General features: G+C 42.0%; 24 protein-coding genes and 2 riboswitches. Of the genes, 6 read left to right on the top strand and 18 right to left on the bottom strand.

Going from position 1 to position 24,249, the window contains the following annotated elements; translation table 11 throughout:
- Window positions 1-21: 21 nt before the first annotated feature.
- From cpaB to BK582_RS05715, 7 genes are all read right to left on the bottom strand, one after another.
- Entirely contained in the window at window positions 22-705 is a 684-nt protein-coding gene (gene cpaB, locus BK582_RS05740) for a Flp pilus assembly protein CpaB (protein ID WP_078593387.1), read from the bottom strand.
- 8 nt (window positions 706-713) lie between these two features.
- Window positions 714-1,616 (bottom strand): pilus assembly protein TadG-related protein, encoded by a 903-nt coding sequence (locus BK582_RS05735; RefSeq protein WP_078593386.1) that lies wholly within the window; start codon window positions 1,614-1,616, stop codon window positions 714-716.
- Window positions 1,617-1,626: 10 nt separating this feature from the next.
- On the bottom strand, window positions 1,627-2,010 hold the full coding sequence (locus BK582_RS05730) for a TadE/TadG family type IV pilus assembly protein (RefSeq protein ID WP_078593385.1): 384 nt from the start codon (window positions 2,008-2,010) through the stop codon (window positions 1,627-1,629).
- Window positions 2,007-2,525: an A24 family peptidase gene (locus BK582_RS05725; RefSeq protein WP_078593384.1), complete on the bottom strand. Its 519-nt coding sequence runs from the start codon at window positions 2,523-2,525 to the stop codon at window positions 2,007-2,009. The genes BK582_RS05730 and BK582_RS05725 overlap by 4 nt, the downstream gene beginning before the upstream one ends.
- An 89-nt stretch (window positions 2,526-2,614) precedes the next feature.
- The gene (locus tag BK582_RS05720; protein WP_078593383.1) at window positions 2,615-2,797 is read right to left on the bottom strand and encodes a Flp family type IVb pilin; all 183 of its coding nucleotides are present in this window, start codon (window positions 2,795-2,797) and stop codon (window positions 2,615-2,617) included.
- Window positions 2,798-2,869: 72 nt separating this feature from the next.
- Complete coding sequence (locus BK582_RS26415; protein ID WP_244895346.1) at window positions 2,870-3,025, bottom strand: Flp family type IVb pilin; 156 nt, start codon at window positions 3,023-3,025, stop codon at window positions 2,870-2,872.
- Between the two features lie 39 nt (window positions 3,026-3,064).
- Window positions 3,065-3,406: a DUF192 domain-containing protein gene (locus BK582_RS05715; protein WP_078593382.1), complete on the bottom strand. Its 342-nt coding sequence runs from the start codon at window positions 3,404-3,406 to the stop codon at window positions 3,065-3,067.
- A gap of 160 nt (window positions 3,407-3,566) precedes the next feature.
- Window positions 3,567-3,653, bottom strand: a riboswitch (cyclic di-GMP riboswitch).
- Window positions 3,654-4,150: 497 nt separating this feature from the next.
- On the opposite strand from BK582_RS05715, the gene BK582_RS05710 reads away from it, so the two are divergent.
- Together BK582_RS05710 and BK582_RS05705 are read left to right on the top strand one after the other, a co-directional pair.
- Window positions 4,151-4,543 carry a YndM family protein gene (locus BK582_RS05710; RefSeq protein WP_078593381.1) on the top strand — a complete coding sequence of 131 codons (393 nt, stop codon included), beginning with the start codon at window positions 4,151-4,153 and terminating at the stop codon, window positions 4,541-4,543.
- Between the two features lie 150 nt (window positions 4,544-4,693).
- Window positions 4,694-5,926: a dicarboxylate/amino acid:cation symporter gene (locus BK582_RS05705; protein ID WP_078593380.1), complete on the top strand. Its 1,233-nt coding sequence runs from the start codon at window positions 4,694-4,696 to the stop codon at window positions 5,924-5,926.
- 55 nt (window positions 5,927-5,981) lie between these two features.
- Here the strand turns inward: BK582_RS05705 and BK582_RS05700 are convergent, their stop codons facing one another.
- The 4 genes from BK582_RS05700 to BK582_RS05685 all read right to left on the bottom strand — a co-directional run bounded on the left by BK582_RS05700 (window position 5,982) and on the right by BK582_RS05685 (window position 9,902).
- Window positions 5,982-6,251, bottom strand: a complete 270-nt coding sequence (locus BK582_RS05700) for a hypothetical protein (RefSeq protein WP_078593379.1) — start codon at window positions 6,249-6,251, stop codon at window positions 5,982-5,984.
- Window positions 6,252-6,388: 137 nt separating this feature from the next.
- Window positions 6,389-8,308: a 5'-nucleotidase C-terminal domain-containing protein gene (locus tag BK582_RS05695; RefSeq protein WP_078593378.1), complete on the bottom strand. Its 1,920-nt coding sequence runs from the start codon at window positions 8,306-8,308 to the stop codon at window positions 6,389-6,391.
- Window positions 8,309-8,593: 285 nt separating this feature from the next.
- Entirely contained in the window at window positions 8,594-8,932 is a 339-nt protein-coding gene (locus BK582_RS05690; RefSeq protein ID WP_078593377.1) for an ASCH domain-containing protein, read from the bottom strand.
- 217 nt (window positions 8,933-9,149) lie between these two features.
- The gene (locus BK582_RS05685; RefSeq protein ID WP_078593376.1) at window positions 9,150-9,902 is read right to left on the bottom strand and encodes a MerR family transcriptional regulator; all 753 of its coding nucleotides are present in this window, start codon (window positions 9,900-9,902) and stop codon (window positions 9,150-9,152) included.
- A 356-nt stretch (window positions 9,903-10,258) separates the two neighbouring features.
- Window positions 10,259-10,342: riboswitch (cyclic di-GMP riboswitch) on the top strand.
- Window positions 10,343-10,379: 37 nt separating this feature from the next.
- On the opposite strand from BK582_RS05685, the gene BK582_RS05680 reads away from it, so the two are divergent.
- The 3 genes from BK582_RS05680 to BK582_RS05670 all read left to right on the top strand — a co-directional run bounded on the left by BK582_RS05680 (window position 10,380) and on the right by BK582_RS05670 (window position 14,208).
- Complete coding sequence (locus tag BK582_RS05680; RefSeq protein WP_078593375.1) at window positions 10,380-11,081, top strand: hypothetical protein; 702 nt, start codon at window positions 10,380-10,382, stop codon at window positions 11,079-11,081.
- Window positions 11,082-11,254: 173 nt separating this feature from the next.
- Window positions 11,255-12,907 carry a M20/M25/M40 family metallo-hydrolase gene (locus tag BK582_RS05675; RefSeq protein WP_078593374.1) on the top strand — a complete coding sequence of 551 codons (1,653 nt, stop codon included), beginning with the start codon at window positions 11,255-11,257 and terminating at the stop codon, window positions 12,905-12,907.
- Between the two features lie 311 nt (window positions 12,908-13,218).
- The gene (locus BK582_RS05670) at window positions 13,219-14,208 is read left to right on the top strand and encodes a hypothetical protein (RefSeq protein WP_218190705.1); all 990 of its coding nucleotides are present in this window, start codon (window positions 13,219-13,221) and stop codon (window positions 14,206-14,208) included.
- A 59-nt stretch (window positions 14,209-14,267) separates the two neighbouring features.
- Here the strand turns inward: BK582_RS05670 and BK582_RS05665 are convergent, their stop codons facing one another.
- From BK582_RS05665 to BK582_RS28015, 5 genes are all read right to left on the bottom strand, one after another.
- Window positions 14,268-15,119 carry an MBL fold metallo-hydrolase gene (locus BK582_RS05665; RefSeq protein WP_078597814.1) on the bottom strand — a complete coding sequence of 284 codons (852 nt, stop codon included), beginning with the start codon at window positions 15,117-15,119 and terminating at the stop codon, window positions 14,268-14,270.
- 119 nt (window positions 15,120-15,238) lie between these two features.
- Window positions 15,239-15,652 (bottom strand): hypothetical protein, encoded by a 414-nt coding sequence (locus BK582_RS05660; protein WP_169910854.1) that lies wholly within the window; start codon window positions 15,650-15,652, stop codon window positions 15,239-15,241.
- A gap of 61 nt (window positions 15,653-15,713) precedes the next feature.
- Entirely contained in the window at window positions 15,714-17,333 is a 1,620-nt protein-coding gene (locus tag BK582_RS05655) for a glutathione ABC transporter substrate-binding protein (RefSeq protein WP_078593371.1), read from the bottom strand.
- A gap of 401 nt (window positions 17,334-17,734) precedes the next feature.
- Window positions 17,735-19,393 carry a glutathione ABC transporter substrate-binding protein gene (locus BK582_RS05650; RefSeq protein WP_078593370.1) on the bottom strand — a complete coding sequence of 553 codons (1,659 nt, stop codon included), beginning with the start codon at window positions 19,391-19,393 and terminating at the stop codon, window positions 17,735-17,737.
- 108 nt (window positions 19,394-19,501) lie between these two features.
- A complete protein-coding gene (locus tag BK582_RS28015) occupies window positions 19,502-19,630 on the bottom strand; it encodes a hypothetical protein (RefSeq protein WP_269148983.1) in 129 nt (42 codons plus the stop codon).
- A 184-nt stretch (window positions 19,631-19,814) separates the two neighbouring features.
- Between BK582_RS28015 and BK582_RS05645 the strand changes: the two genes are divergently transcribed.
- Window positions 19,815-20,729: a mechanosensitive ion channel domain-containing protein gene (locus tag BK582_RS05645; RefSeq protein ID WP_177344634.1), complete on the top strand. Its 915-nt coding sequence runs from the start codon at window positions 19,815-19,817 to the stop codon at window positions 20,727-20,729.
- 52 nt (window positions 20,730-20,781) lie between these two features.
- On the opposite strand, the gene BK582_RS05640 is transcribed toward BK582_RS05645, so the two are convergent.
- Window positions 20,782-21,540 carry a GDSL-type esterase/lipase family protein gene (locus tag BK582_RS05640; protein ID WP_244895345.1) on the bottom strand — a complete coding sequence of 253 codons (759 nt, stop codon included), beginning with the start codon at window positions 21,538-21,540 and terminating at the stop codon, window positions 20,782-20,784.
- Between the two features lie 148 nt (window positions 21,541-21,688).
- The gene (locus BK582_RS05635; RefSeq protein WP_078593368.1) at window positions 21,689-24,100 is read right to left on the bottom strand and encodes an amidohydrolase family protein; all 2,412 of its coding nucleotides are present in this window, start codon (window positions 24,098-24,100) and stop codon (window positions 21,689-21,691) included.
- Window positions 24,101-24,249 lie beyond the last annotated feature (149 nt).

Raw genomic sequence — 24,249 nt, 5'->3', positions numbered from 1 at the left:
CGTTAAAAATTTCACAAGTATTTACTCGGACTCCGATGAGATAATACTGGAATGAAGTGTAAAATGAACAGTTCCCTTCTCTGTCGCATTAATTAGGGTTGCTGCATCCTCAGGACCGAGTTCCAGTGTAATTGTCGTATATTCAGGACTCCCCATTTCACTATCTGACTCAGAAAGCATCTTTTGTCCCACCGCCAGCACCCTTACTTCCGTAAGTATGTGCTCTGTCTGTACTTCCTCTGTATCCCCTGAATCGATTATTTCTGAAAGAACCACGTCCACATAATCTTCCGGTTCAATTAGGTTAGCCACAGACCTGACAATATCTACGCCAACAGATACTGCCCTGTATCCGTCCTGTACTTTTCTTGATACGAGTTCTGCCTCTTCTTTATCATCTTTCAGCCGGTGGGAGAGGATGACCTCATCCGTCTCCAGCCCTGTCGTTGCAAACTTTCCTTCTATTTCGCTAATATCTCTTATTGCCAGCGGATGTACATCTTCTTCCGCGACCTCAATTGTTTTAAGCATTTCAGAGGAAACAATCTGGTTTTCGCTAATTTTTTCCGCCGCGGCGACTACTGGAACCATCACTTTCTCTTCCTTGGCTTCCGCTTCATCCAGCTGATTTATATAGCTGAAAAATAACACCGTAGTGATAACTCCCATTCCAATCGCTAAAAAGAACACTAGTTTTGAACCCATATATTCACCTACTCTGTTAATCTGATTGTGTATGCTCCTCGGTCAAGCGCGCCAGGCTCTGTAAAACCAGAATCCGCCCGTTTAATAAACATACCTGTTATAGATGTATCTCTGTTGGTCATTGGCTTCGTAATATAGAAATAAGCAAAGCCGGTAACCTGAATTTGTTTCAGTTTATTTTGTTCATGCTGGTGCGGCCGGTACACAGGGATAAGCAGTATCCTCGGACAGTCCCTTGCCGTTGGGCTGCTGCACGTATTTACCAGATGATTGACAGCTTCCCTTGTTGGACCTGCCACGTTCCCTGACTCGGTGTTTATTATGTCGCCGACTTTGATTTCCTTGTCATAACCAGCTATAAGTGTCTCCCTGTAAGTCCTGGCTCCAGTACCAGCGAGAGCAAGAATACCAAATGTTCCTGATTCCGCTTCTGTCTGGTCAACCTTTAATTCATATTCTTTTCCGTATTCAAGAATTTCTGATTCGGGTATTCCTAATGGTGCTACTCCCATGGCCCTTCCCAACGTTCCTATACTTGCTGTCGCTGAGGCTCTTACATCCACTGCTTCGAATCCCAGCAGGCTGGAAAAGGCAAGTGGAACTGTCTTTTTCAAACCAACTTCCACCCGATTGTTTAAGATGATTTCAAGCTTTTCCATAGCTCCTTGTTCTCTGTGGTGCACAAGGATGTTATTTACCACAGAACTTACCTGGCTTTCTCCATTTGTCAGTTCCTGGGCCCCCGATAATGCAGCGGCGTTCGCTGTTTTCTGCAGGTGGTTTTTTGTCATATACAGGTTGCCCCCGTCGATTACAAGGCCTGTGAGTGCCAGGAGCCCTGCAAAAGCGAGAGAAACTAAGACGAGGACACTGCCATTTTCGTTTTTTAGTAAATTCTTAAGCTTTCTCATCTTGTATCCCTCACTCGATCCGAATCGTGGAGTCTGTCCTGAGTGTTATTGGTCCCGAAAAAACCCTTCCCGCAAACGGAGTAATAGGCTTTACTGGATATTCCAGCCTTACAGTTACATAGTTTCCAGGCCTTCGCTGAGCTGCCCCTGGGGAAACCTGAACTTTTAGCTGGGATGAATCTCCAGCACTGAAGTTATTTCTCGCAAACTGGGTAACCTCACTATCCGTTTTTCCAAAGCCGCTCAGCCTGACTGTTTCCTGTGTCGTAAAATGAAGACTGGAATACGTGTAAAGCACTCTGCCAAGATCCACTATTCCCACAAGAAGGAGGAGCAGCAAAGGAATAACGAGTGCCATCTCTGCTAAAGCCTGGCCTTTTTCGTTCTTAATCATATAAATGTGCTCCCGTTAAGAAGGATTGCTGTAAAGGCTCCTCCGGCAATGGCCACTCCGTAAGGAAATGTTTTTTTCAATGATTCGTTGTCTATCGTGTCTGTAAACTTCATTCCATATCTCATGCCGCATATTGCATAAACTAATGACTTCAGACGCTGTAAGAATCCTTTACGGAAAAGGATTAATCCGAGCCCGATCGCCGCGCCGATAATCGCCATAAGAATTGCTGTAGCAAAAACAAATGACGCACCTTTCACTGCCCCCACTAAAGCAAGGAGTTTTACGTCTCCAGCGCCCATGCCGCCCATCAGATATGGAATTAACAGGATTCCTAACCCTGTTATAAATCCGAGCAGGCTGCCGGAAAGTCCGGACCAGCCTTCAAGGATTCCATTTAAAAGGAAAGCCAGCAGCAGCGACGGGAAAATCACCTTATTATAAATTTTCCGGCTCCTAAGATCCGTAATAATACAAATGATCAATACAGTAAACAATAAGATATTAAGCAGCATGCTGAACTCTCCTTTCGGTGTGTTTTCTTAAGAAAAAGCTTTACTGCTGGAGTAAAGCTTTTTTCTATTAGGTTATTTATAAGCCTTCCTTACGCACCTGAGTTTGTACCTTTAAGACTATCTAACACATCTTGGAACATGCTTGCTAATTGCGGGCCGAATGCTGTTAATACCGTTACAACTCCAACTGCGATTACTCCTAGTACCAAAGCATACTCCGCCATTCCTTGTCCTTCTTCTTCTCTTACTAATCCCATTAATTTTTTGATCATATCGATGCACGCTCCTTATTTATATTAATAGTTTTTTGCTGACTCAAAGCTTCCAAATCTTTAATTACGAAATTAAACACCTTTAAGGCTGTCTAACACATCTTGGAACATGCTTGCTAACTGAGGGCCGAATGCTGTTAGTACTGTTACAACTCCAACTGCAATTACTCCCAACACTAACGCATACTCCGCCATACCTTGTCCTTCTTCTTCTCTGATTAATCCCATTAATTTGTTTTTGATCATGCTGATGCACTCTCCTTCTATTTATATAAAGTTTAATTTATGACCGACTTGAGTTTCGGACGCCTTGACTGAACCGACAGACAACTCTACTACTGCAGATGCTCCAGGGTAATGGGCGCCTGCCTTTCCAGGCTGCAATGCTTCGTCGATTGCGACGACCACATTGTCTTTATTGATGTAAAGTACATCAATCGGGTATTTCATGAAGAAAGTGTGAATCGACGAGCACGGTTTAATGTGCAGCCCATTGCCTTGGGGAAGCTCCTTCGTAAACATCAGCCCTTTTAACCTTTTAAAGAAGTTATAGGCTTTATTTACGTCTTCAGCAATTACCCTGTCATTGCTCAAATTTATAAGCTCCATGCTTCACCTCCGCTCCATCAAAATAACCCCTGCCTTTACCAAAAGGAGGGGTTGTGTGATAACCAGATTTATACTTTACAAAACCTATGGATTTACTCAGGTTTAGGCACACTCCTGTGTGAAAATCCATCTGTTTAAGTATTCATCTGTTCCCTGATCCTTCGGTAACTGGCTGGCATCGTGCTAACGCACGGAAGCCCCTGTAGCTTTGCGTCACTGGTTTTCACCAGTTTTGCCTTTATCGAGATACAGTCGTTATTCGGTTTGTCGAACTGTTCTCTGGGATTAATAATAAGGCATGCCATAACAAACAAGAATCCCCCACAATACCTATCTTTTCCAGATGCTATTTTAAGTACTTTTGTCGAAATTTGTTGTAACTTGCATTCCATTTGTAAATTACTGGTTTAGACGTGTAGTTAAGCCTAGTTATTTTCCTATTATTATCCAAATAAGTAAGGATAATGAGGATAATTTGTCTATACATGTTGTTACAAAAAAGTTGTTGAGCTTTAATTTTCTACAAAATACTACCTTATTTCGCGCCTCGCCTTATTTAAACCTGGAGATTTACAGGGAAAAATACTGGAAATATTTTAGACCTCATAATACTTTTTTCCAAAAGATGTTTAATAGCCTTGCTTATCGTGGTACAGCAAAAATACAACCTGATAAAGAGCCAAAGCGATTCTGGTTCTGAACTATCTTTAGTCATACAAAAAAAGACAAAAGGAGGAGATAGGAATGGAACATGTGAAAGCATTGGCTATTAAAGCCGTAATGACACTTGCTGTGTTATTCATCGTATTAGGTTTAGGATTCGGCGTTTCCTTTGCGAATGTTGTTCTGATCACAGTGGTGCTCGGAGCAGTTTCCTATCTTGCAGGAGACTTGTATATCTTGCCGAAGACTAATAATATGACTGCTGCAGCCGCCGATGCAGGCGTGGCTTTCCTTGTAGTCTGGCTTATGCTTTGGGCAATTGGCATGGCAGCCGGTACAGCGGCACTCGCGGCGCTCATTTCAGCAGTAGTCATAGCAATTGGTGAATATTTCTTCCATCAGTATATTTCCGATAAAGATCTCGGCATGAATTCCGGGAGAAACCGCCGTTGGGAAACTAGTTCAGATCATTAAAAAAATAACAGCCAGGGGTGCTATCATGGCATCCCTGTTTTATTTGACCGCTTCTTTACATACTTTTCCACAAAATTAGTGTTTGCCAATTAAGCAAGCAAGGGTATAAAATTTTATACTTAAAGAACATTTTATTAAGCGGAGGATCCTATGAAATTAACTAGAAATATAATTATTGCACTGATACTCGGTCTAATAACTGGTATTGCATTCAATTTATTTGCGCCGGAAGCTTTTGAGATTGCTGATGCCGTCGTCTTAACTCCAGTAGGAACGTTATTTCTTAACGCTATTACCATGCTGGTTGTTCCTTTAGTGTTCCTGTCCATTGTAGTAGGTACAGCTGGTGTGAGCGATCCTAAAAAAATGGGGCGGATTGGCGGAAAAACGGTTGCCTTTTATTTAGTAACGACTGCCATCGCACTCGTAATCGGCCTTTCCCTCGCATTTCTGATCCAGCCAGGCGCAGGAGGAGGTTTCGAAACACAAACTGCGGATTACGAAGCAGAAGAAGCACCTCCTGTTACAGAAACCCTTCTGAACATCATTCCGGATAATCCGATAGCTGCCATGGCTGAAGGAGAAATGCTGCAGATTATCGCATTCGCAGTTCTCGTAGGTTTTGCATTGGCGCGGCTCGGGGATAAAACGAGCGGTATATTAAGGCTTGTGGAACAAGGAAACGAAATTTTTATGTACCTTGTAAAGATAGTTATGTACATTGCTCCTTTTGGTGCCTTTGCATTGATTGCTTCTGCTATTGGAGAGCTTGGTCTTGATGCATTGCAGGCAATGCTCATGTATATGCTCGCCGTTGTGCTTGGACTGCTGCTTCAGGCTATTATTGTATATGGTGGGGCAGTAAGTATTTTTGCTAAAATGAATCCAATTGAGTTTTTCAGAAATTTCGTTCCTGCCATGGTAGTGGCCTTTAGTACTTCAAGCAGCAGTGCTACATTACCAGTATCTATGCGTACAGCTCAGGAAAGACTGAATGTTTCTAAGCCTGTAAGCAGTTTCGTTCAGCCCCTTGGCGCTACCATCAATATGGACGGTACTGCCATAATGCAGGCTGTAGCTACTGTTTTCATCGCTCAGGTTTATGCTGAAAACTTAGCTTTTGGAGATTTGCTCACTATTATTCTGACAGCAACTCTAGCAAGTATTGGTACTGCCGGAGTGCCTGGTGTGGGCATGATCATGCTTGCTATGGTACTGACCTCAGTGGGGCTTCCTGTGGAAGGTATCGCATTAGTTCTCGGTGTAGACAGAATACTTGATATGCTCCGTACTGCGGTTAACATCACGGGAGATGCCGCTGTAGCAAAAGTGGTATCCGCATCAGAAGAAAAGCGTATTGAAAAAGAAGAGCAATCCGCATAAAAAAGCGCCCTCTCCGGGCGCTTTTTTTTACTGTTTATATATTTCACATTCTTCCTTATCCATTTCCGTCATCCCCATTACCTTCATTACCATCCATATTCAGGTCACCGTCTATATCTATTTCCAGATTGCTGTCATTGTTGTCAGTCCCGTTATTCACATCTCCACCACCGCCATCCCCTGTAAACATAGGGAGTATATACGAGGCAAGGAACCAGAGGATGGCAATCGTTATCACAGCAATAAAGAAATATTTAATAAAGGTTGAGCCTGTTCTGTCAGGTTCCTCTTTACGGTGTACATTTTCATTTCTGTTGTCTGCCATTTCTATTACACCTCTTTCTGGTTTGTATATAAAACTATTTCCCGGAGTTTTCATAATACAAACAAACAGTAACCGGAAGCTTTTAGTATAAAAGAAATCAAAAAAGGCCCCGCATGTTTTTGCGGGACCAAAACATTTTATTGGTTTAAGATAGTAATCCTTCCATCTGCCTCCGGGATAGGTTTACCTGCAGCAATATAGTCCATCATCACTGTACTCAGCAGTTCGCCAGTATCAGCTATGAATGTTCCTTCCTGGAACATAGTATAACCATCACCGCCAGCTGCAAGAAAATCATTTGTGGCGACTGTATACACCCTGTCAAGATCCAGCGGTTCGCCGCCCACCGTGACCTCTGTTACACGCTCCCCGGCAGGTTTAGACGGGTCAAAAGCAAACCTCATACCTGAGACCTGGAGGAATCCCCCGTTCTGGCTTGGGTACGACCTGACACTGTGCTCCAGGCTCCGTTTAATCTGATCGCCTGTAAGCTCTAATTTTACAAGGGTATTTTCAAACGGGAGTACGGTATAAATGTCTTCCGCCTTTACTTCACCTGGTTCAATGCTTGCCCGGATATTCCCTCCGTTTGTAAACGCAATTTCCGTACCAAGGTACTCACGCTGGGCATCGGAAACAAGGTTACCTAAGTTGGTCTCCTGTACCCGGACCTTCTCCCTTGCGCCCTCAAGGTAAACATCAACACTTCCGATTACCTGCTGAAGCGCTTCCTCCACTTCCTGCTTGTAAGGAGCCAATACATCGGCTATTTCAGGATGCTCACTAAGTTCCGCACGATCTCTCTTTAAATGACCATTAATCCCAATAAGTTCGTCTTCATAGAAAAGCATTGTCGTAAATCCAACAGCTTTTCCATGTTCATATGCCTGGCTGACATATGTCTCACCAATAAGCTCAGGCACTTCAATTGTCGTATGGCTGTGTCCGCCTAAAACAAGGTCAACACCATCCACTTCAGCCGCTATATTTGCTTCTGTATAGTAGCCTGAATGAGATAAAACAATGATGTGGTCCACTTCATCTTCCAGCATATCAACATACATCTGCGTATACTCCACTTCATCTTCAAATAACAAACCTCTGACACCGTCAGGATGGGTGCTGACAGGAGTGTTTGTTGCAACCATGCCAATCAAAGCGATTTGCTTGCTTCCGCTTTCGATAATTTCATACGGCGGCAAAAATTCTCCGCCTTCTTTCAGCACATTTGCCGCTACAATCGGAAAATCTACTTCTTCAGCTATTTCAAGGAGCCTGTCCTGGCCATAGTTAAAATCATGGTTTCCAGGCACCATCGCATCGTAACCAATCTCATTCATTGCGTCAATAGCTGACTTTCCTCTATTGAAATTAACATAGTTCGTTCCATGGAAGGTGTCTCCCATATCAAATACCAGCGTATTTTCATAATTTGCTCTCACATTTTCAGCGATAGTCGCTATTTTGGCAAAACCCATCTCTCCTGCGGCCTCATTATAAAGGACACGCCCATGGAGGTCATTCGTATGCACAATAGCAATTTTCTCTATCGCAGTTTCATAGTGGTTAATAATATTTTCAAGATCCTTTTGTTTTAACGGGGCATTGGGGCGGATAACCTTTCCTTCTATAAATCCTAGTTCAGCTGCTGCTGCGAGCGACTCTTCAGCAGTGTCGCTGACAGCGCGGTGGTCATTAAACTGGCTAAGTACGGAAGTGTCATAACTATCCGCAAGGTTCAAAGCTCTTATCAGAAAAATATAAGCTTGTTCCCGTGTAATTTTTTCATTTGGAGCAAAATCTCCTGCTTCATCTTCCTCCAGTATATTTACTCTTTGAGCAGCCTGTATGTAGTCTGACAAGTCTGCGGGGCTATCAAAATCCATATCCAGCATTTCAACTAAAGATTTAATTAATTCTGCCTGTGTAACATTCTTGTTGTCCTGGCCTTTTGCACTTACGCTGTCCGTTCCGGGACCTGGCAGTGCGGGGGTTAAAGCTAAAGATAGAATTAGAAAAAGAGCTGTAAACTTTTTTGCAGCGATACTTTTTAACATTACAGAACCTCCCATAGGTTTTTTGGACAACTAAAGTATAGAGTGGGTGTTCCGTTTGGGAAAGAGGAGGAACTCACAACTTTCGAATAATTAAATAAAATCTAAAGACCTAAATCTTATATCTTTATATGAGAAGGATTAGTAGTAATAAGCTTAGTATTTGCTTAAAATATGGAAAATTCCAGGGACTATTTTTTCATCGTCTTATCTTTAGACTGCTTAAACAAAAATAATACCCTCCAGTTAAACCATCTGGAAGGTATTATAAAATTTTAAGTTATATAATCAGTCTACAGCGTTGAATTCATGAACCCATACCTTCATGGCCGGTTTCCACTTCATACCAGGGTGGATAGACAGAATTGCTTCTTTATATTGATCAAGATTTTCAAAGCCTTCCTGCCTGGCCGTTTCATCTGTTTGATCTCCTAAAGTTTCCTGATAAACCCGGTCTACCTGAAAAGCCTTTCCCTCAAGCAGCATGATTTCCCCTGGATCTGCATACCTGCCATTTCGCCTTGTCGCCGTCTTCTTCCCTGCAAGTACTTTCTGAATATCTTCCGGCTTCGTGATCATCCGGTCTATTTCACACGTTTTTGGCGGTAATTGCTCATTTTGTGACATGTTGTTTCCTCCCCATATTTCTGATTATATTAACCCTTACCCGTTTTGTGAAAATTACTTTCTCTATAAGCATACAATATTTATTTTTCAAATTTAATATTTTTTGTGAAGCTTTTTCGACAGTGGATTGTTTACAGAGAAGAAAGTTTCATTTCCATGTAGACAAAACCAGGTCACCAGCTCCATACCGTTGCCGCTGTTATGGGGAGTTTAATCATTAGCGTGAATTACTATCTGCAAAAAGCTCCATCGCCTTACACATAAACTCTGCAAGGCCCTCACCATACTGGTCAATGTTCCTCGTGAAACGCTCATCCGCCACGTACATTTGCCCAAGTCCTTTAAATGCTTGCAGGGAATAGTTTCCGAAATTAATGTTCAGATAATCGAACCATTCTTTTATGGCTGTCTGGGCCTCAGGGGACGCAGGGCTTACTTTATCCTTTAAAGCAGCCAGTTTTTTGTATATTTCGTCCGCCTCATTGCCAAGCGCTTTTTTCCCTTCAACTGTAAGCTTTTCCAGTTTTTCATTTGCATGGTCAACCGCTTTATCTCCCCACTTTTCTCTTGCTTCCTGTTCGTAAGGGTTCTTGCTGAAGTCAAAGCCTTCAAATTTTTCCCTGTCGGACATATTAATTTCCCCTCTCGTATATTTAATCGTTTTATCCAGAGTCTCAATCATTTTTTCAAGCCTCTGCTGTTTCTCCTGAAGAAACTTCCTTTGCTGCAGTAATGCCTCCTCCCTGTTGAAATTCGGGCTATTGATAATCTCTTTAATTTTTTTCAACGAGAAACCTAGCTCTTTAAAAAACAAGATCTGCTGCAGTATTTCCAGGTCTTCCTCCGAATAGAGTCTGTAGCCTGCTTCGGTGATCTTTGCAGGCGACAGCAGTCCGATTTCATCATAATGGTGAAGCGTTCTGATGCTGATTCCAACCAGATCGGCAACTTCTTTTACTTTATAGTTCACCTGTTTGCCTCCCTTCTGATGTAAATATAAGGCATCACGTTACGTGATGGTCAATATAAAATTTAAATATAATTGAATAATTTCCAGCTATCTTTTTCGACTAATTAATTCTGTTTTTTCCTGGTTTTCATCACTTACAAAAATCTGCTAAATCATAAAATCGCCGTCTTAAAGTGTCGAAGGAATTTTATACCTTTTTCTCTTATCCCTAATTATAAACAATTTATACAGTACTCCTTACATAATTGTGGCCACAAGAAGGACAGGATGAACTGTACGTTTTCACGGGAAGTGATGAAGTATAACCTTTACCTGGACACTTGGGTTATATGGAACTGGTAGTGTAACCGGCCCTCTGTTAAAGGGGAAGCTATGAAGTATTGCCTTTATCTGGACACTTGGGCAATACGGAGCCACTAGTGTAACCGGCCCTCTTAGGTTTTATAAAATACTTTTATCTAAGAGGAGAAATGAGAGATGAAAAAACTAGGGGCAGCGCTATTAACTGGTGTATTATTGTTCTCAATCGCGGGAGGAGCATTAGCCAAAGGTCCAGCACCAAAAGAGAAAGAAGCTGATGTCAGTCTTCAAGTTACAGAACTAGTAGAAGTAGTTTATGAAGGTGAGAGTGTTGAATTGGAAGCTGTTACAAAAAAGAAGGGTTCCAGCTATGATGTTAAATGGAGTTTTAAAGAATTAGGATCTGAAGAAGATTCCAGTGACAAAGGTACATTAGAAGAAGGGGAAACTAACCTTGTTACACTTCCTCTAGAAGAGGGATCTGAAGAGCTGGCAGACTTTTATGTATCTGAAGCTTCTTTCACAGGCTTAGTTCCAGGAACATATGAAATTACAGCAAGCGTTGTTATGCAGGCTGGTAAAAGCCATGTTTCCTTTGTTGGTAATGACTCTGTAGAACAGGAGTTTAAAGAAAGTGAAGCAGTGGCAGCTCTTACAGGTTTTGTTGCTAAGAATTTTGTAGTAACGGAAACAAGAAACCCTAGGGGAAATATAACAGGTTATAATGTCACTTATGACTTATTTGCTCAATATGATAATGGTACTGAAGAGCTTTATCAAAGCGATGTATCTGGTTCACTTAGTCAAAATCAGCATTCAAAAAATGAATCTATTACAATTGACGGGGTAAAATACACGTATGTAATATCAAGACCATAACTATTGAATAACTAGTACTCACTTTTTAAGAGTGAGTACTAGTTTTCTTTTTATGAAGTACTTTAAGAGTTACATTTTTTAACTCTCCCTTCTTACTATCCCCAAAAAAATCTTATATAATAGTCCTATTAATAGTGTTTTATCACATTAGCCAGGTAAAGGAGATTTATATAATGCTTAACTGCCGTAACGATGTTTTATTTTATACAAAACAACTCGTAAATATAGAAAGTGTAGTAAATACAGATGGAGAAAAGGAAATCAGCCAGGCTGTACATACGTTAATATCTTCGTTCCCGTATTTTCAGGAACATCCCGGTCAAATTATAAAACAGCAGACGATAGCAGACGAATTGGAACGATATAATGTGATTGCTTATGTGAAGGGTACGAAAAAGGAAAGTGATAAGGCAATCATTTTAATGGGCCATATGGATACTGTCGGTGTTGAAGATTTTAACCAGTTAAAGGATAAAGCATGCAACCCTGATGAATTAATGGAAGCCTTAAAAGAAGAGGAGCTTCCCGCCGAAGCAGCTGACCACCTCCATTCAGGGGAATATTTATTCGGCAGAGGCGTCCTCGATATGAAAAGCGGGATCGCCAGCCACTTATATCTATTAAAATACTATTCAGAGCATCCTGATGAGCTCGAAGGTAACCTTGTCGTCGTCATCGAATGTGACGAGGAAGACAGCTCCCACGGTATCTTATCCGCTTTGAAGGAACTTAAATCATTAAAGGAACAGGAAAGCTTTGACTACATTGCGGCCATTAATGCTGACTTTGTCTCCCCGAGATACGAAGGAGACGAAAACCGCTATATTTATAAAGGCACCGTTGGTAAACTCTTACCTTCTTTTTATATAACCGGTGCGGAAACTCATGTAGGTTCGTGTTTTGAAGGGATTGACCCTAATTTTATCGCTGCTGAGCTTACAAAGCAGATCAGCTACAATCCGGAACTATGCAATGAAGCATATGGAGAGACGACTGTCCCGCCTGTCTCGCTGAAACAGACAGATTTAAAGCCTGCTTATACAGTACAAACAGCCCTGTCCGCATACGTTTACTATAATTTTTTCATACACTCATGGTCGCCAAAGGAAGTATTGGAGAAACTCCGGAAACAGGCTGAAACAGCATTCAGTAATGCATTGGCGGATTACAGAGAAAAGTACGAAGCTTTCAGTAAAGCAAGCGGGCAGCCGTATACAGAAGTGCCATGGAAATCGAGAGTCATGACATATGAAGAGATGGATAAGCTTTTAACTGAAGAGCACGGAGAAAGTTACACCATTCATATGAAACAATTTAAAGAACAGCTGATGCTGGATGCAACGCTTGATACGAGAATGTATGCAGCAAAAGTAGTCGAAGAAGCGTGGAAATGGATGCCTGATAAAGACCCTGCAATAATAATGTTCTATTCTTCCCTCTACTCGCCGAGAATTGAAGTTACCGGGAAAAATGATAAAGAAGAAAGATTAATTAAAGCACTTGAAAATGCAGTGGAAACAATGCAGCCTGAATACGAGCATAAGATTGTCACGAAAAGCTTCTTCCCATATATTTCAGATATGAGCTTCGTCGCGTTAAGCGATGACGAAGAAGGGCTTTCTGCTGTGTCCTCAAATAACCCTGCCTGGGGAACGAAACATTATGTGAATTACCAGGATATCCGGGACATTAATGTCCCGGTGATTAATATTGGGCCATACGGGATGGATGCCCACAAACAATATGAGCGTATGGAACTTAAGTACTCTTTAGAGATAGTGCCTGCATTGACGAATCACGTCATACAGGATCTTTTAAAAGATTAATATTGTCCGTGCAGCAGAAATATATATAACAGCACTAACGGACCAAATCCTGGGATTTGGTCTGTTTGTTTTTTCCTTAGATATCAGCGTATGCTAAAGCGATAACGGAACCAGGATCCTAAAAACTTCAAAAAACATGAAAATTAACTAGATAGCGGAATAAGGATACGCAATAATCACATTCCCTATAAATGATAAGATCCATTCCCAGTTTTACAGAATATCATATGGGAAAAGGAGTTGTAACAGTCCGTTAATTGAGGGGTAATCATTTGTAAATTTTTTTAAAGGAGGTAACGGGCGTGGCCCTAATGAAAAAACCAGTCAGGATCGCTGCGATCTGTTTAACAGCCATACTGTTGTTAAGCGCATGTGCCGCCGGTAATAACCAGGCTGACGAGGACGGGACCAATGATACGAATCAGGAAAATAACCAAACACGCGAGAATTTAAATGCAGCTGAAGAAGAGCTGGATGAAGTAACAGAAGAACTGAGTGAAAAGCGGGAGGAACTGAGGGCAAAAGAAGAAGAGCTGCAGGAACTGGAACAGCGTATCAACGAGAAGGAAGAGGAGCTGAACGCTGTTGAAGAAGACAAAGAGAGTACGGAAGAAGAGCTGCAGGCTGTGCAAAATGAGTTAAATGAATTAGAAGAAGAGCTTTCTCAGAAAAGAAATGAGCTTGCCTCTGTGAAAGAGGAGCTCGAAGAAGCCCAGGGACGGCAGGAGGATTCTGAGAGCGGCGACAATAGCGAAGACCATGCTTATAATGAAGAAGGCGGAAATGATGCAAATGGGGATTCGGATTACGAACAAATTCAGGAAAAGGCTGATTCTGTAGTAACGGGGCTGGAGAATGAAGACTTCGGCACTGTCGCGACACATGTCCACCCGGAAAAGGGAGTTCGCTTTTCACCTTACGGACATGTTGATACAGAAGAACATCTTGTCTTTTCCAGGGAAGAAGTCCGGAACCTCATGGAGGATGAGGAAGAATATATTTGGGGAACCCAGGACGGCAGCGGCCACCCTATTGAGCTTACACCGGCAGAATACTACGAGGAATATATCTACATTCGGGATTTTTCCCGGTCAGCTGAGGAAGTAAATTATAACGAAGTGGAAAGCCGGGGGAACACTATTGTAAACGTGGAAGAGGTATACCCGGATGCTGACTTTATGGAATACTATGTCTCTGAGGAAGAGGAAGATTTGAATTGGGCGGCTCTTATACTTGCCTTTGAAAAACTTGATGGGGAATGGTATTTAACAGGTATTGCAGTGGACAGATGGACAATTTAAGGAGCAATAAATAAGCAGGCCGTTATATTGCCGGCCTGCTATTCTAACATTACACATTATTAATCTCTCTTTTTATCTTTATCTACATATTTACCTTTTTCGGGCACCGCTATTTTATCGAAATCATTTGCCAGCTTTTCAAGCCCCCCTGTGAGCTCCTCTCCGACCAACGGCCAGCCATGACCAGTAATAGCAGCTTCAGGCTTCAGCTCATTCAGTATTTTTACAGATTCCCGGGCTGACTCCCAGTCAGGGGTAAAATAGGTTGGGGGCCCGTTAATCTCCCTTTGCTGGGTGATTACCTTGTATATGGAATCCTGCCGTACATTTACGAAAGCGTCCCCTGCGATAAGCACTTTATCTGATGGCCTGAATAAGGAGATATGCCCTTTCGTATGTCCTGGTGTGTGCACCCATTCCCAGTCAGGCAGAAAAGGCATGGAACCATCTTCTGGCAGAGGCTCCACGCTTCCACTAATATCGATTGGCTCATTCGGGAAATACTTTGATATTTTTGCCACACCTCCCCCTTCTACTGTAGGGTCTGGTTCCGGATAACTTTCCTTTCCTGTTAAATACGGCAATTCATATTTATGAGCGTAAACGGACACTTGCCATTTTTCCAGGAGATCATCAATAGCCCCCACATGATCAAAATGCCCATGGGTGAGAATTATTGCCTTCGGAGGATTATCATTTCCAAACCTCTCCTCTGCTTCTTCTATTATTTTTTTCCCGGACTTGGGTACTCCTGCATCTACGAGAATCCAATCCTTACTGCCTGCTGCACCAATAAAGCTGATGTTCACTATTTGAACCGGGAGAAAATAAACATCCGGCAATACGGCATGGCCTGCGCCGCTCGCCACGGAAGTCATAGGTACAATCCTGTCAGTTGGCTTATCGGACATTTTCACAGCTCCTTTCTGCTTTACGTAAGGTTTACACTGTTTTACTTCTCTGTAAACCAGCCCCATGTACACTTTAAATGAAATGTTCAAAATTACCCCTGACTATTCAACCGTTTCTATCATTGTGCACTTTCCTGCAAATTCTTCTCCCGTTTCACAGAAAAAATGATCATAGCTATACCAGCTATTACGAGAAGAGGTTCCAGTACAACGACTTCTGGCCCGTATGTGAGGCGGTGGAGCTGAAATACCCAGTGAATGACTATAATATCGAAGCTCGCGAAAAAACCGGAAGCAAAGATAACACCATGAAAAAATGAAGGAGGGAAGAATTTATAAGAGATATAATAAACAAGCAGTGTTACAATCAGAACAAAAAAGAGCGCTCCCAGCCTCCCTGCCATGGTCGTTGCCTCGAATCCAAAACCGTGGGCGTACCCGCTGTGGAATAGAAAGTCTATATATAAAGCGCCAGCAAGAAAAGCTACCCATCTCGCCAAATTATCCTCCCCTTTACTTATGACTTCAGCCATAAAAAATAGCCAGGCATGGATTTATTAATCCATACCTGGCATATAACTTATTTAAACTATTTTAGTTGTTCAGGGAAATTTCTTTAAGCTGATACAAACCTGACGGATCCGCCCAGAACCCTCCCACACTGTCGCTGACACCCATTATATGCTGCGGGTGGTAAAGGAATGCTGCCGGAGCTGTCTCAAGCAAGTATTCTGTAATCTCTTCATACATTGCTAACCTTGTATCTTCGTCCTGTTCAACCCTTGCTTCGTAAAGCATTTCGTCAAACTCCTCATCTTTCATGAAGGAGGCGTTTCCTAAACCTACGTTTTCCGAATGGAAGAGCATATGCATTGGGTAGTCTGCATCACCAGTTCCAAGTGATAAACCAAGGATATGCATTGGCGGTTCTCCACTGTCAACAGCATCGAGGTAAGTACCCCACTCCACTACTTGTATACTTGCCTCAATACCAATTTGCGCTAAGTCAGCCTGGGCAAGCTCAGCGATATCCTGGCGCTCCCGGCTGTCATTCGTCCAGATTTCTGTTTCAAAACCATCTTCGTAACCTGCTTCTGCAAGAAGCTGTTTCGCCGCTTCAAAATCCTGCTGAACCGGCTCGATATTTTCACTATATCCAAAGTTTGTATTATTCACAGGTCCTGCAGCTGTTTCACCGGAGCCTTCTAAAATACCGTCGACCATTGCCTCTCTGTTAAGAGCCATAGAGACAGCTCTCCTGACTTTCGGGTCATCGAATGGTTCTTTTTCCATATTAAAGCCTAAATATGACATGCTTGCAGCGTTTCTCTCATACACGCCAATGCCTTCCGTATTTTCAAGATGGGACATGTCGCTTGGGCTGACCGGATCAACTATATGCACAGCCCCGGTTTCCAATTCACCAATACGCGTCAGGTCTTCCGGAACTACTTTCAGTGTAACCGTATCTACCTTTGCATTTTCACCCCAGTAGTCTTCATTTTTCTGGAGTACTATTTTGTCGCCGCTGTCCCAGCTGACAAAAGTGAAGGCCCCTGTTCCAGACGGGTGTTCGCTGATGTAAGAGCCTGGGCGCTCTCCGTCTTCCATTACTTCATAGTCTGCCTTAATAGCTTCCGGACTGATCATTCCGATTGAATAATGAGCCAGATGGGCTGGAAGCGGCGCAAAAGGCACCTCGGTAACAAACTGTACTGTATGGTCATCTACGACATTAACTTCTTCAATCACATTAACTAGAATCGCCCTTGGAGATGCGACATCCTCATCCAAAATACGTTCAATATTCATTTTTACCACGTCAGCTGTAAACTCGCTTCCGTCGTGGAAGTTAACATCTTCTCTGAGCTTTAACTCCCATACATTATCTTCCACTGCTTCCCACTCTTCTGCAAGCAGGGGCTCGAGTTCCATGTTTGTATCGTATTTTACAAGAGTTTCATAAATACTCGAGTTAACCTGACCGGAAGGAATATCACTTGCAGAGTGAGGGTCGATAAGACTTATGTCCGACTGCACTCCAATAATTAAGTTATCTCCTTCTGCATCGTCCTGGTTAACATTATTGTCTGTACCTGTGTTAAGGTTCCCCTCTGCTGTTGCTCCTTCTTCTGGTTCGCTTGCACATCCTGCCAGCCCTATAGTTACTGCTGCTGAAAATAATCCTGCTTCTAATAATTTACTTTTAACCATTGTCAATTTGCTCCTCACTAATGATATTTCTATTTTTATTCTTTAATTAAGTTTACTTATAGATTCAGACTGCATAATTTATGTATAAAAAATGCAATAACGAGTGAAAAATACTAAACTTTATTATTTATATCACGCTAACATTATTCAAATATATGAATTAATATTAGTAACACACTTATAAATTACTATATTAATAAACTTATGTAAAGGGTTTTTATTAATTTTTATACTAAATACTTTATTTTTATAAATTGAAATTATTATATCCCTACGTTTTTATGCATAGTTTATACATTTACTTTCCCTTATCACTAACTGAATATGATATTCATACCCTATCTGCTAAACATAAAAAACACCGGGAAGGATAATCCTCCTTCCCGGCGTTCCACGCTTAATTAGTTATTCAGCTGAATGTCTTTCAACTGGTACAGGCCGGATGGGTCTGCCCAGAAGCCTTCTACATTATCAGCAACACCCATGATATGATCCGGGTGATAAAGGAAGGCCATTGGGGACTGCTCGTTCAGATAGTTTACGATATCTTCATAAAGTGCTAAACGAGTATCTTCATCCTGCTCAATTCTTGCTTCATGAAGCATTTGGTCAAACTCCTCATCTTGCATGAACGAACGGTTACCCTGAGGGCCGGCGTTCTCAGAATGGAAGAGCATGTGGAGCGGATAGTCAGCATCTCCTGTACCAAGGGATAAACCAAGAATAAAGATATCATGGTCCCCTGCACCGGTTGCATCAAGATATGCTCCCCACTCTACTACATTTATTTCTGCGTTAATTCCAATTTGCGCTAAGTCAGCCTGCGCCAGCTCGGCAATATCCTGTCGTTCTCTGCTGTCATTAGTCCAGATGACAGTGTCGAAGCCGTCTTCGTAACCAGCTTCAGCAAGCAGCTCTCTTGCTTCATCATAGTCCTGCTCAACAGCATCTACATTTTCACTAAACCCAAACTGAGTATCATTAATCGGCCCTACTGCTCTTACACCAGTACCTTCTAGAATACCCTCTACCATGGACTCCCTGTCGAGAGCAAGAGCTACTGCTCTTCTTACCCTTTCATCATCAAACGGTTCTTTCTCCATGTTAAAGCCCATGTAAGTAATACTTGCGGCACTTCGCTGGTATACTTCGATGCCTTCACTGTTTTCCACCTGGGACATATCGCTCGGTGTTAGTGGATCGATTACATGAGCTGCTCCTGTTTCCAGTTCACCTACACGAGTTAAATCCTCAGGAACAACTTTTAAAGTTACACTATCAAGGTGAGCTGGCTCTCCCCAGTAGTCTTCATTTTTTAACATTACAAGCTGATCGCCTGTATCCCAGCTCTCAAATTTGAAAGCTCCTGTTCCGATTGGGTTTTCGTTAACATACTGGCCGTACTGATCTCCGTCTTCCACTCTTGCATAATCTTCCTCAATTACTTCCGGGCTGATCATACTAATAGAATAGTGAGCCAGGTGCGCCGGCAATGGAGCGAAAGGATCTTCCGTTCTGAATTGAACAGTATGATCATCCACTACAATAACTTCATCGATGATATCAACAAGAATAGCCCTTGGAGATGCAAGCTCCGGGTCTAAAATTCGCTCAATATTCATTTTAACTACATCCGCGTTAAATTCTGAGCCGTCATGGAAAGTAACTCCCTCGACTAATTTGAATTCCCATACATCTTCTTCAACGGCTTCCCATTCTTCCGCAAGGAGAGGTTCAAGCTCCATATCCGTATCGTATTTCGTTAACGTTTCGAAAATATTAGAGTTTGCCTGTCCTGAAGGAATATCACTTGCTGAATGAGGGTCGAGCATATTAGCGTCAGAAAGTGTGGCAATAACAAGGTCTCCGCCTTCGCCTCCACCTGCTGCCTCATCACCATCATTATTTGCATCTTCCCCGTTAGCGGCGTTATCATTGGTTCCACCGTCGTTATTTGCGTTACCCACTGCCCCTTCATCCGGTTCCTGGGCACATCCGGCAAGAACAACTGTTAATGCTGCCGAAAAAATACCTGCTTTTAATGTCTTACTTTTAAACATAGAATCCTCCTCTGACTAAAGATTATTTTGCCCCCGCCCACAAAGTACAGTTTTTTCTGAAAATTTAGTTTCCATTAATTTACTCTCTTAAAATACTTTCCTTGTAAATTATTCTTTAGTATGTAAGAAAACAACTAACCTTGAAGCAGGAGAACTGGAATACTGTGTACCTATAACGATTTCATAAAAACGGACAAGTACCACAGACATTACATACAAACCTACTATAAATTTCACAGGATGTAAAGTATTTAACAGAAAATTATCTGTTTTTTAAACATTATAGTTAAATAGAAAATTCCATATTTTAGCCATTGTATTTTCGGTAATCCCGAACGGAAAATAACTTTCCCTCTGATTATGCAGTTTACAGCAAGGGTAAAGGTTAGAGACAATCAAATGTTCTAAAAGGATGATTTTTATGGATGAATCACTTGATACTCTTATAACTAACACAACTCTGGCTAATTTCCTTGTGGCGCTGGCAGGCTTAATAATCATTACGATTGCCATCCGGCTTATAAGAAAGAGTATCCATCGTTACATAAAAGAACAGGAAAACTGGTACAGAGCAAGAAAGGCAGTTAATATATTAGGATACATTACAGCGGTGATTTTTTTAGCTGTCCTTTACAGTGATATGATTGGAGGCATTACTGTTGTTCTCGGGATGGCGAGCGCAGGAATTGCTTTTTCCCTGAGAGAAGTAATTATCAGTATCGCAGGATGGCTTACTATCTTAGCAGGGGGAATGTTTAAAAGCGGCGACCGTGTCGAACTTGGCGGAGTTACAGGAGATGTCATTGATCTTGGTATCTTAAGAACGACCATCATGGAAACGGGCCAGTGGGTAGATGGCGACTTATATAACGGAAGAATTGTGAAGGTAGCAAACAGCTTTGTTTTTCAGAAGCCTGTTTATAATTATTCTACCGATTTTCCGTTTTTGTGGGACGAAATTAAAATCCCTGTGAAATTCGGAAGTGATTACAAACTGGCCCGTCATATTATAAACCAGGCAGCGGAGAATACAGTAGGTAACTATGCAGAAGAAACTCAGCAGCACTGGGACACCATGGTTCGAAAGTTCAGGATCGAAAATGCAACTACCAGACCTATGGTGACTCTGGCAGTAAACGACAACTGGGCTGAATTCACGTTACGGTATGTCGTTGAATATAAATTCAGAAGGATTATTAAAGACCAGCTTTTCACAGAAATACTTCAGGATTTTGAAGCTCATTCAGACAAAGTTAATCTTGCATCCGCCACGTTTGAGGTAGTTGAAGCCCCGCCCGTTAATGTTCACCTAAAAGACTATAAGGGAAAAAACTGAGTTAGATTACGGACTCAGTTTTTTCCCTTCCGCTTTATTTCCCCTGCTGCTATTATTTAAATAATGATATTGCCTGCAGCCCTGCTTCTGCGAGCACTCTCTGGCCTGCAAGGGTAGGATGAATGTCACCGGCTATCACATATTCGGCCTGGTTGTTGCCGAATGCTGTGAAAGCATCAACCACAACCACATCTCCATACTCTCTATTTAGGTATATCGCCTGGACGTCCAGCATTTGGTTAATTCCAGGAAGGACTAAACCTCCTACACTATGAAGCGGATCGGAAGTCTGGAATGGGTTGTAAATATTATAAAAAACTATTGGGGCGCTGGTAAGGCTTCGCACTTCGCCGACAATTTCCTCTAAATTGTAAAAAATATTACTTTTCTCAATTTCGTCGTTCAGATAATATAAAAATAACCCCGAATCTCCTCCGCTCAATCGCTGGGCCACCGCCAATGCCTGCAGCAGATCATTATTTCCAATACTGAGGGTAATATAATCAGCATGCCTTACAGCCTGCCGGAACTTCTGGTCTGTTTCCAGGGCGACAAGCAGTTGATCGGTTCTCCACCCTGGTACACCAAGATTTCTCACCCTCATATCTGCTTCCTTTCCTACTATGTAAGGATAGGCTTCCCGGTACGGAGCAGCATTGTTATTTTCCCCCAGATTGTACCCAAAGGGGATGGAGTCTCCAAGTGCCACAAGTGAATTTTTTGCCTGGTCACTCTTGGCAAAAGCATCTGTTGCGAAAAAGAGAGAGACAATTAACATTAAGATAAAAGTTTTAAATATTCCTCGCATCATTATTCCTCCTCTGTTTTTTAATTAATTATAACGAAGGGGGACTAAGAAGGCTGTCGAACACTGGGATAAGCCACTGGTTTTATATGAAGTGTAAAACATCCATAATGAAATAACCGCCAGAGAGTATCTCCCTGACGGCTGCTTAATTTTAAAAATCACTTTTTATTGTCTTGCCCGGCAGAATTCCTTCCCGAATACCCGACTGATCTTTAACAATTTCCCCATCAACAAGCACGTAATCTATTCCTTCTGAGTAGCTGGCTACCTTCTCAGGAGTGGCTGTATCCCTTAGATTTTCGTAATCAATTACGTTAATGTCCGCGTCCATGCCTTCCTGCAGCCTGCCTTTATTTCTCAGAGCCGGGGCGGCTTCCTGCAGCCTTTCCACAGGGTTTACCGTCATCATCTGCAGCGCCTTCATAAAAGGAATTGTTTCTGTCTCTTTAACATATTTACTGTATGTTCGGGCAAAAGTCCCTGATCCTCGTGGATGATTATTAAAATCAGGGGGAACCATGATTGTATCGCTGCCGATCATTGCATAGTCAGGCTTCATCGCAAGCTTTACATCTTCTTCCGGTATTCCGTACGCAATTAATAATGTGCGCTGGTTTCTGTATTGCCTGAAGGATTCTTCCGTCAGCCTTTCCGTTGTATTAGCCACCTGAAGATCCCCGTAGTCAATTTGAAATCTTTCTTTAAATCCTTCATCAAACCTTGCCGTATCCGCCCATGTAGCCCAGTAATCATAAGGATACAGATCAATTGTTATATCCAGCCCTTCTGCCCGGGCTTCGTCGATCATCTTTAAGGATTCCGCCATTGAGAATGTGCCGCCTGTACTGTTTATATGCTGAATTTGTACAGGAACCTGCAATTCCCGGGCGTAACCAATAACTTCTTCAATTGCATCAAGATTCGTTTTTTCATCAAACATCGTGGAATAACGTACATGGAAGAAGGAAACTAAATTATACTCTTTTCCCGTTTCCATAACCGCGAGTATTTCCTCCTCTGTCGTACCAGGATAATACTCGGGGCTGAAAGAAATTCCTATCGCACCTTCTTCAGCAGCCCTCTCTGTCATAGCTTTCATCTGTTCAATTTGTGCTGCTGAAGCAGGGTCATATCTCCCAATATTAAGCCTTGTTCTCATATGAGAGTGCTGTATTGCCCCTCCAAAGTGATTAATCATCCCTCTTTTTTCAAGATTATTAAACATGCTTTTAAATTCAATGCCGGCTCCATGCATGCCAAGATGAGTAGTTACGCCATCCATCACTTTAAAATGTTCTCCTGCACCATTCGGGTTAAACGAGAGGATATCGATAAAACCAGGTGTTACAAGCTTCCCGTCAGCACTAATTGTTTCCTCTCCCTTAATTTCTTCCTTAGTGATGGAGGCAATAATCCCGTTTTTAATGCCAACATTATAGCCAAACTTATATGTTTCCGACTCAGGGTCGATTACCGTCCCATTAAGAATCACTGTGTCATAGATTGTCTCTGCAATGACGTCGGCTGTTGTATCAACGTCCAGTTTATTTTGGTAAGCACTTGCAATGTCCACTTCATAAATTTGATAATTACCTTCTGTTATACTGGAAAAAATCAGCTTTCCACTTTCCAGCCATACTGGATTAGAACTCAGGCCTTCCGATTTTGTAATCTGCCTGCTTTCCCCAGAAGAGATATGATAAATATATACTGCCTTGCATCCCTCTTTATCTATTTGTGTATACGCTAATAAGTTTCCATCTTTCGACCATGCAGGTTCTCCCGTATCCTTTCCCTGTTCGGAAATAGTAATTTCAGCAGCAGAAGATGTATCATATACATGAAGCGAATGTGTCCCGCTCTCCTCCTCATATACTGTATAGGCAAACTTATTATTATCATGAGAAACGTCGATCTCAGTCAGGAAATCAGTATCCGGATAGGCGCCATTTATTTGAAAAATATCAAGCGGTGCATCAAGAAAGAAGTTGTTCATTCGCATAGTCGTCTTTTGTCTTTCACCAGGCATAGGCTGAGTATAGAAAAAACGGTCTCTATCATCAGCAAATTCAGGACTGCTCTGTAACTCTCCTGAATCAAATCTGGTGATTCGCTCTTTAGTATTGTGTTCCATACTGTATCTATCAATATTCCAGCCTTCTTCAGAGAAATATGTTATTAGGAAGCTTTCTGTGGAAGGAATCCAGGTTATATATGCCTTTGCTCCTCCCTCTCCAGGCCACTTATCGACTAACTTAACATCCTGCAGATTATCAGCCAGATTTCCGTACCCTGCCTCTATATTATCCGTTTCTTCGTTATAAAATAATAAGGCGGCCTGATTACCCTTTATTGACATATCAACTATCGGGTTTGGGGAATAGGCTATTACCTCCGCATAAACCGGGTCTATTATCGGATCAAACCCTTTCTCACTATACACTCCTGCTGCCGATTCTTCTGAAGTGCCAGCATTTATCAGCACCCCCGTAATGACTGCTAAAACTGCCAAAGGGACAAGGATTATGGCTGTATGTCTCAAATGAAATTTTTCAGGAAGCATTTTTTTCTCCTTATATAAGACTTTAATATTATTCTAAGAGTATCCCTTTTGCTCAGAATTGTCATAATTACTTTAAATAAGGTGTGTAATGAGCTCTGCACAAACTCGCTTTCACTCCAGAGTACAAGTGCGGCATCAGCTCTTACTTC

The organism is Evansella clarkii (genome assembly GCF_002019695.1).
GTDB classification, from domain to species: Bacteria; Bacillota; Bacilli; order Bacillales; family Salisediminibacteriaceae; genus Evansella; species Evansella clarkii.
Note: the sequence above shows the minus strand (reverse complement) of the source record. Positions and strands in the feature narration are given on the sequence as shown.

Coding starts and splice junctions, on each gene's coding strand:
- cpaB (WP_078593387.1), bottom strand. CDS start 705: ATGGGTTCAAAACTAGTGTTCTTTTTAGCGATTGGAATGGGAGTTATC.
- BK582_RS05650 (WP_078593370.1), bottom strand. CDS start 19,393: ATGTTTAAAAGTAAGACATTAAAAGCAGGTATTTTTTCGGCAGCATTA.
- BK582_RS05715 (WP_078593382.1), bottom strand. CDS start 3,406: ATGGAGCTTATAAATTTGAGCAATGACAGGGTAATTGCTGAAGACGTA.
- BK582_RS05705 (WP_078593380.1), top strand. CDS start 4,694: ATGAAATTAACTAGAAATATAATTATTGCACTGATACTCGGTCTAATA.
- BK582_RS05655 (WP_078593371.1), bottom strand. CDS start 17,333: ATGGTTAAAAGTAAATTATTAGAAGCAGGATTATTTTCAGCAGCAGTA.
- BK582_RS05730 (WP_078593385.1), bottom strand. CDS start 2,010: ATGATTAAGAACGAAAAAGGCCAGGCTTTAGCAGAGATGGCACTCGTT.
- BK582_RS05725 (WP_078593384.1), bottom strand. CDS start 2,525: ATGCTGCTTAATATCTTATTGTTTACTGTATTGATCATTTGTATTATT.
- BK582_RS05690 (WP_078593377.1), bottom strand. CDS start 8,932: ATGTCACAAAATGAGCAATTACCGCCAAAAACGTGTGAAATAGACCGG.
- BK582_RS05720 (WP_078593383.1), bottom strand. CDS start 2,797: ATGATCAAAAAATTAATGGGATTAGTAAGAGAAGAAGAAGGACAAGGA.
- BK582_RS05635 (WP_078593368.1), bottom strand. CDS start 24,100: ATGCTTCCTGAAAAATTTCATTTGAGACATACAGCCATAATCCTTGTC.
- BK582_RS05675 (WP_078593374.1), top strand. CDS start 11,255: ATGCTTAACTGCCGTAACGATGTTTTATTTTATACAAAACAACTCGTA.
- BK582_RS05640 (WP_244895345.1), bottom strand. CDS start 21,540: ATGATGCGAGGAATATTTAAAACTTTTATCTTAATGTTAATTGTCTCT.
- BK582_RS05735 (WP_078593386.1), bottom strand. CDS start 1,616: ATGAGAAAGCTTAAGAATTTACTAAAAAACGAAAATGGCAGTGTCCTC.
- BK582_RS05665 (WP_078597814.1), bottom strand. CDS start 15,119: ATGTCCGATAAGCCAACTGACAGGATTGTACCTATGACTTCCGTGGCG.
- BK582_RS05680 (WP_078593375.1), top strand. CDS start 10,380: ATGAAAAAACTAGGGGCAGCGCTATTAACTGGTGTATTATTGTTCTCA.
- BK582_RS05695 (WP_078593378.1), bottom strand. CDS start 8,308: ATGTTAAAAAGTATCGCTGCAAAAAAGTTTACAGCTCTTTTTCTAATT.
- BK582_RS05710 (WP_078593381.1), top strand. CDS start 4,151: ATGGAACATGTGAAAGCATTGGCTATTAAAGCCGTAATGACACTTGCT.
- BK582_RS05670 (WP_218190705.1), top strand. CDS start 13,219: ATGAAAAAACCAGTCAGGATCGCTGCGATCTGTTTAACAGCCATACTG.
- BK582_RS05645 (WP_177344634.1), top strand. CDS start 19,815: ATGGATGAATCACTTGATACTCTTATAACTAACACAACTCTGGCTAAT.
- BK582_RS26415 (WP_244895346.1), bottom strand. CDS start 3,025: ATGGGATTAATCAGAGAAGAAGAAGGACAAGGTATGGCGGAGTATGCG.
- BK582_RS05660 (WP_169910854.1), bottom strand. CDS start 15,652: ATGGCTGAAGTCATAAGTAAAGGGGAGGATAATTTGGCGAGATGGGTA.
- BK582_RS05700 (WP_078593379.1), bottom strand. CDS start 6,251: ATGGCAGACAACAGAAATGAAAATGTACACCGTAAAGAGGAACCTGAC.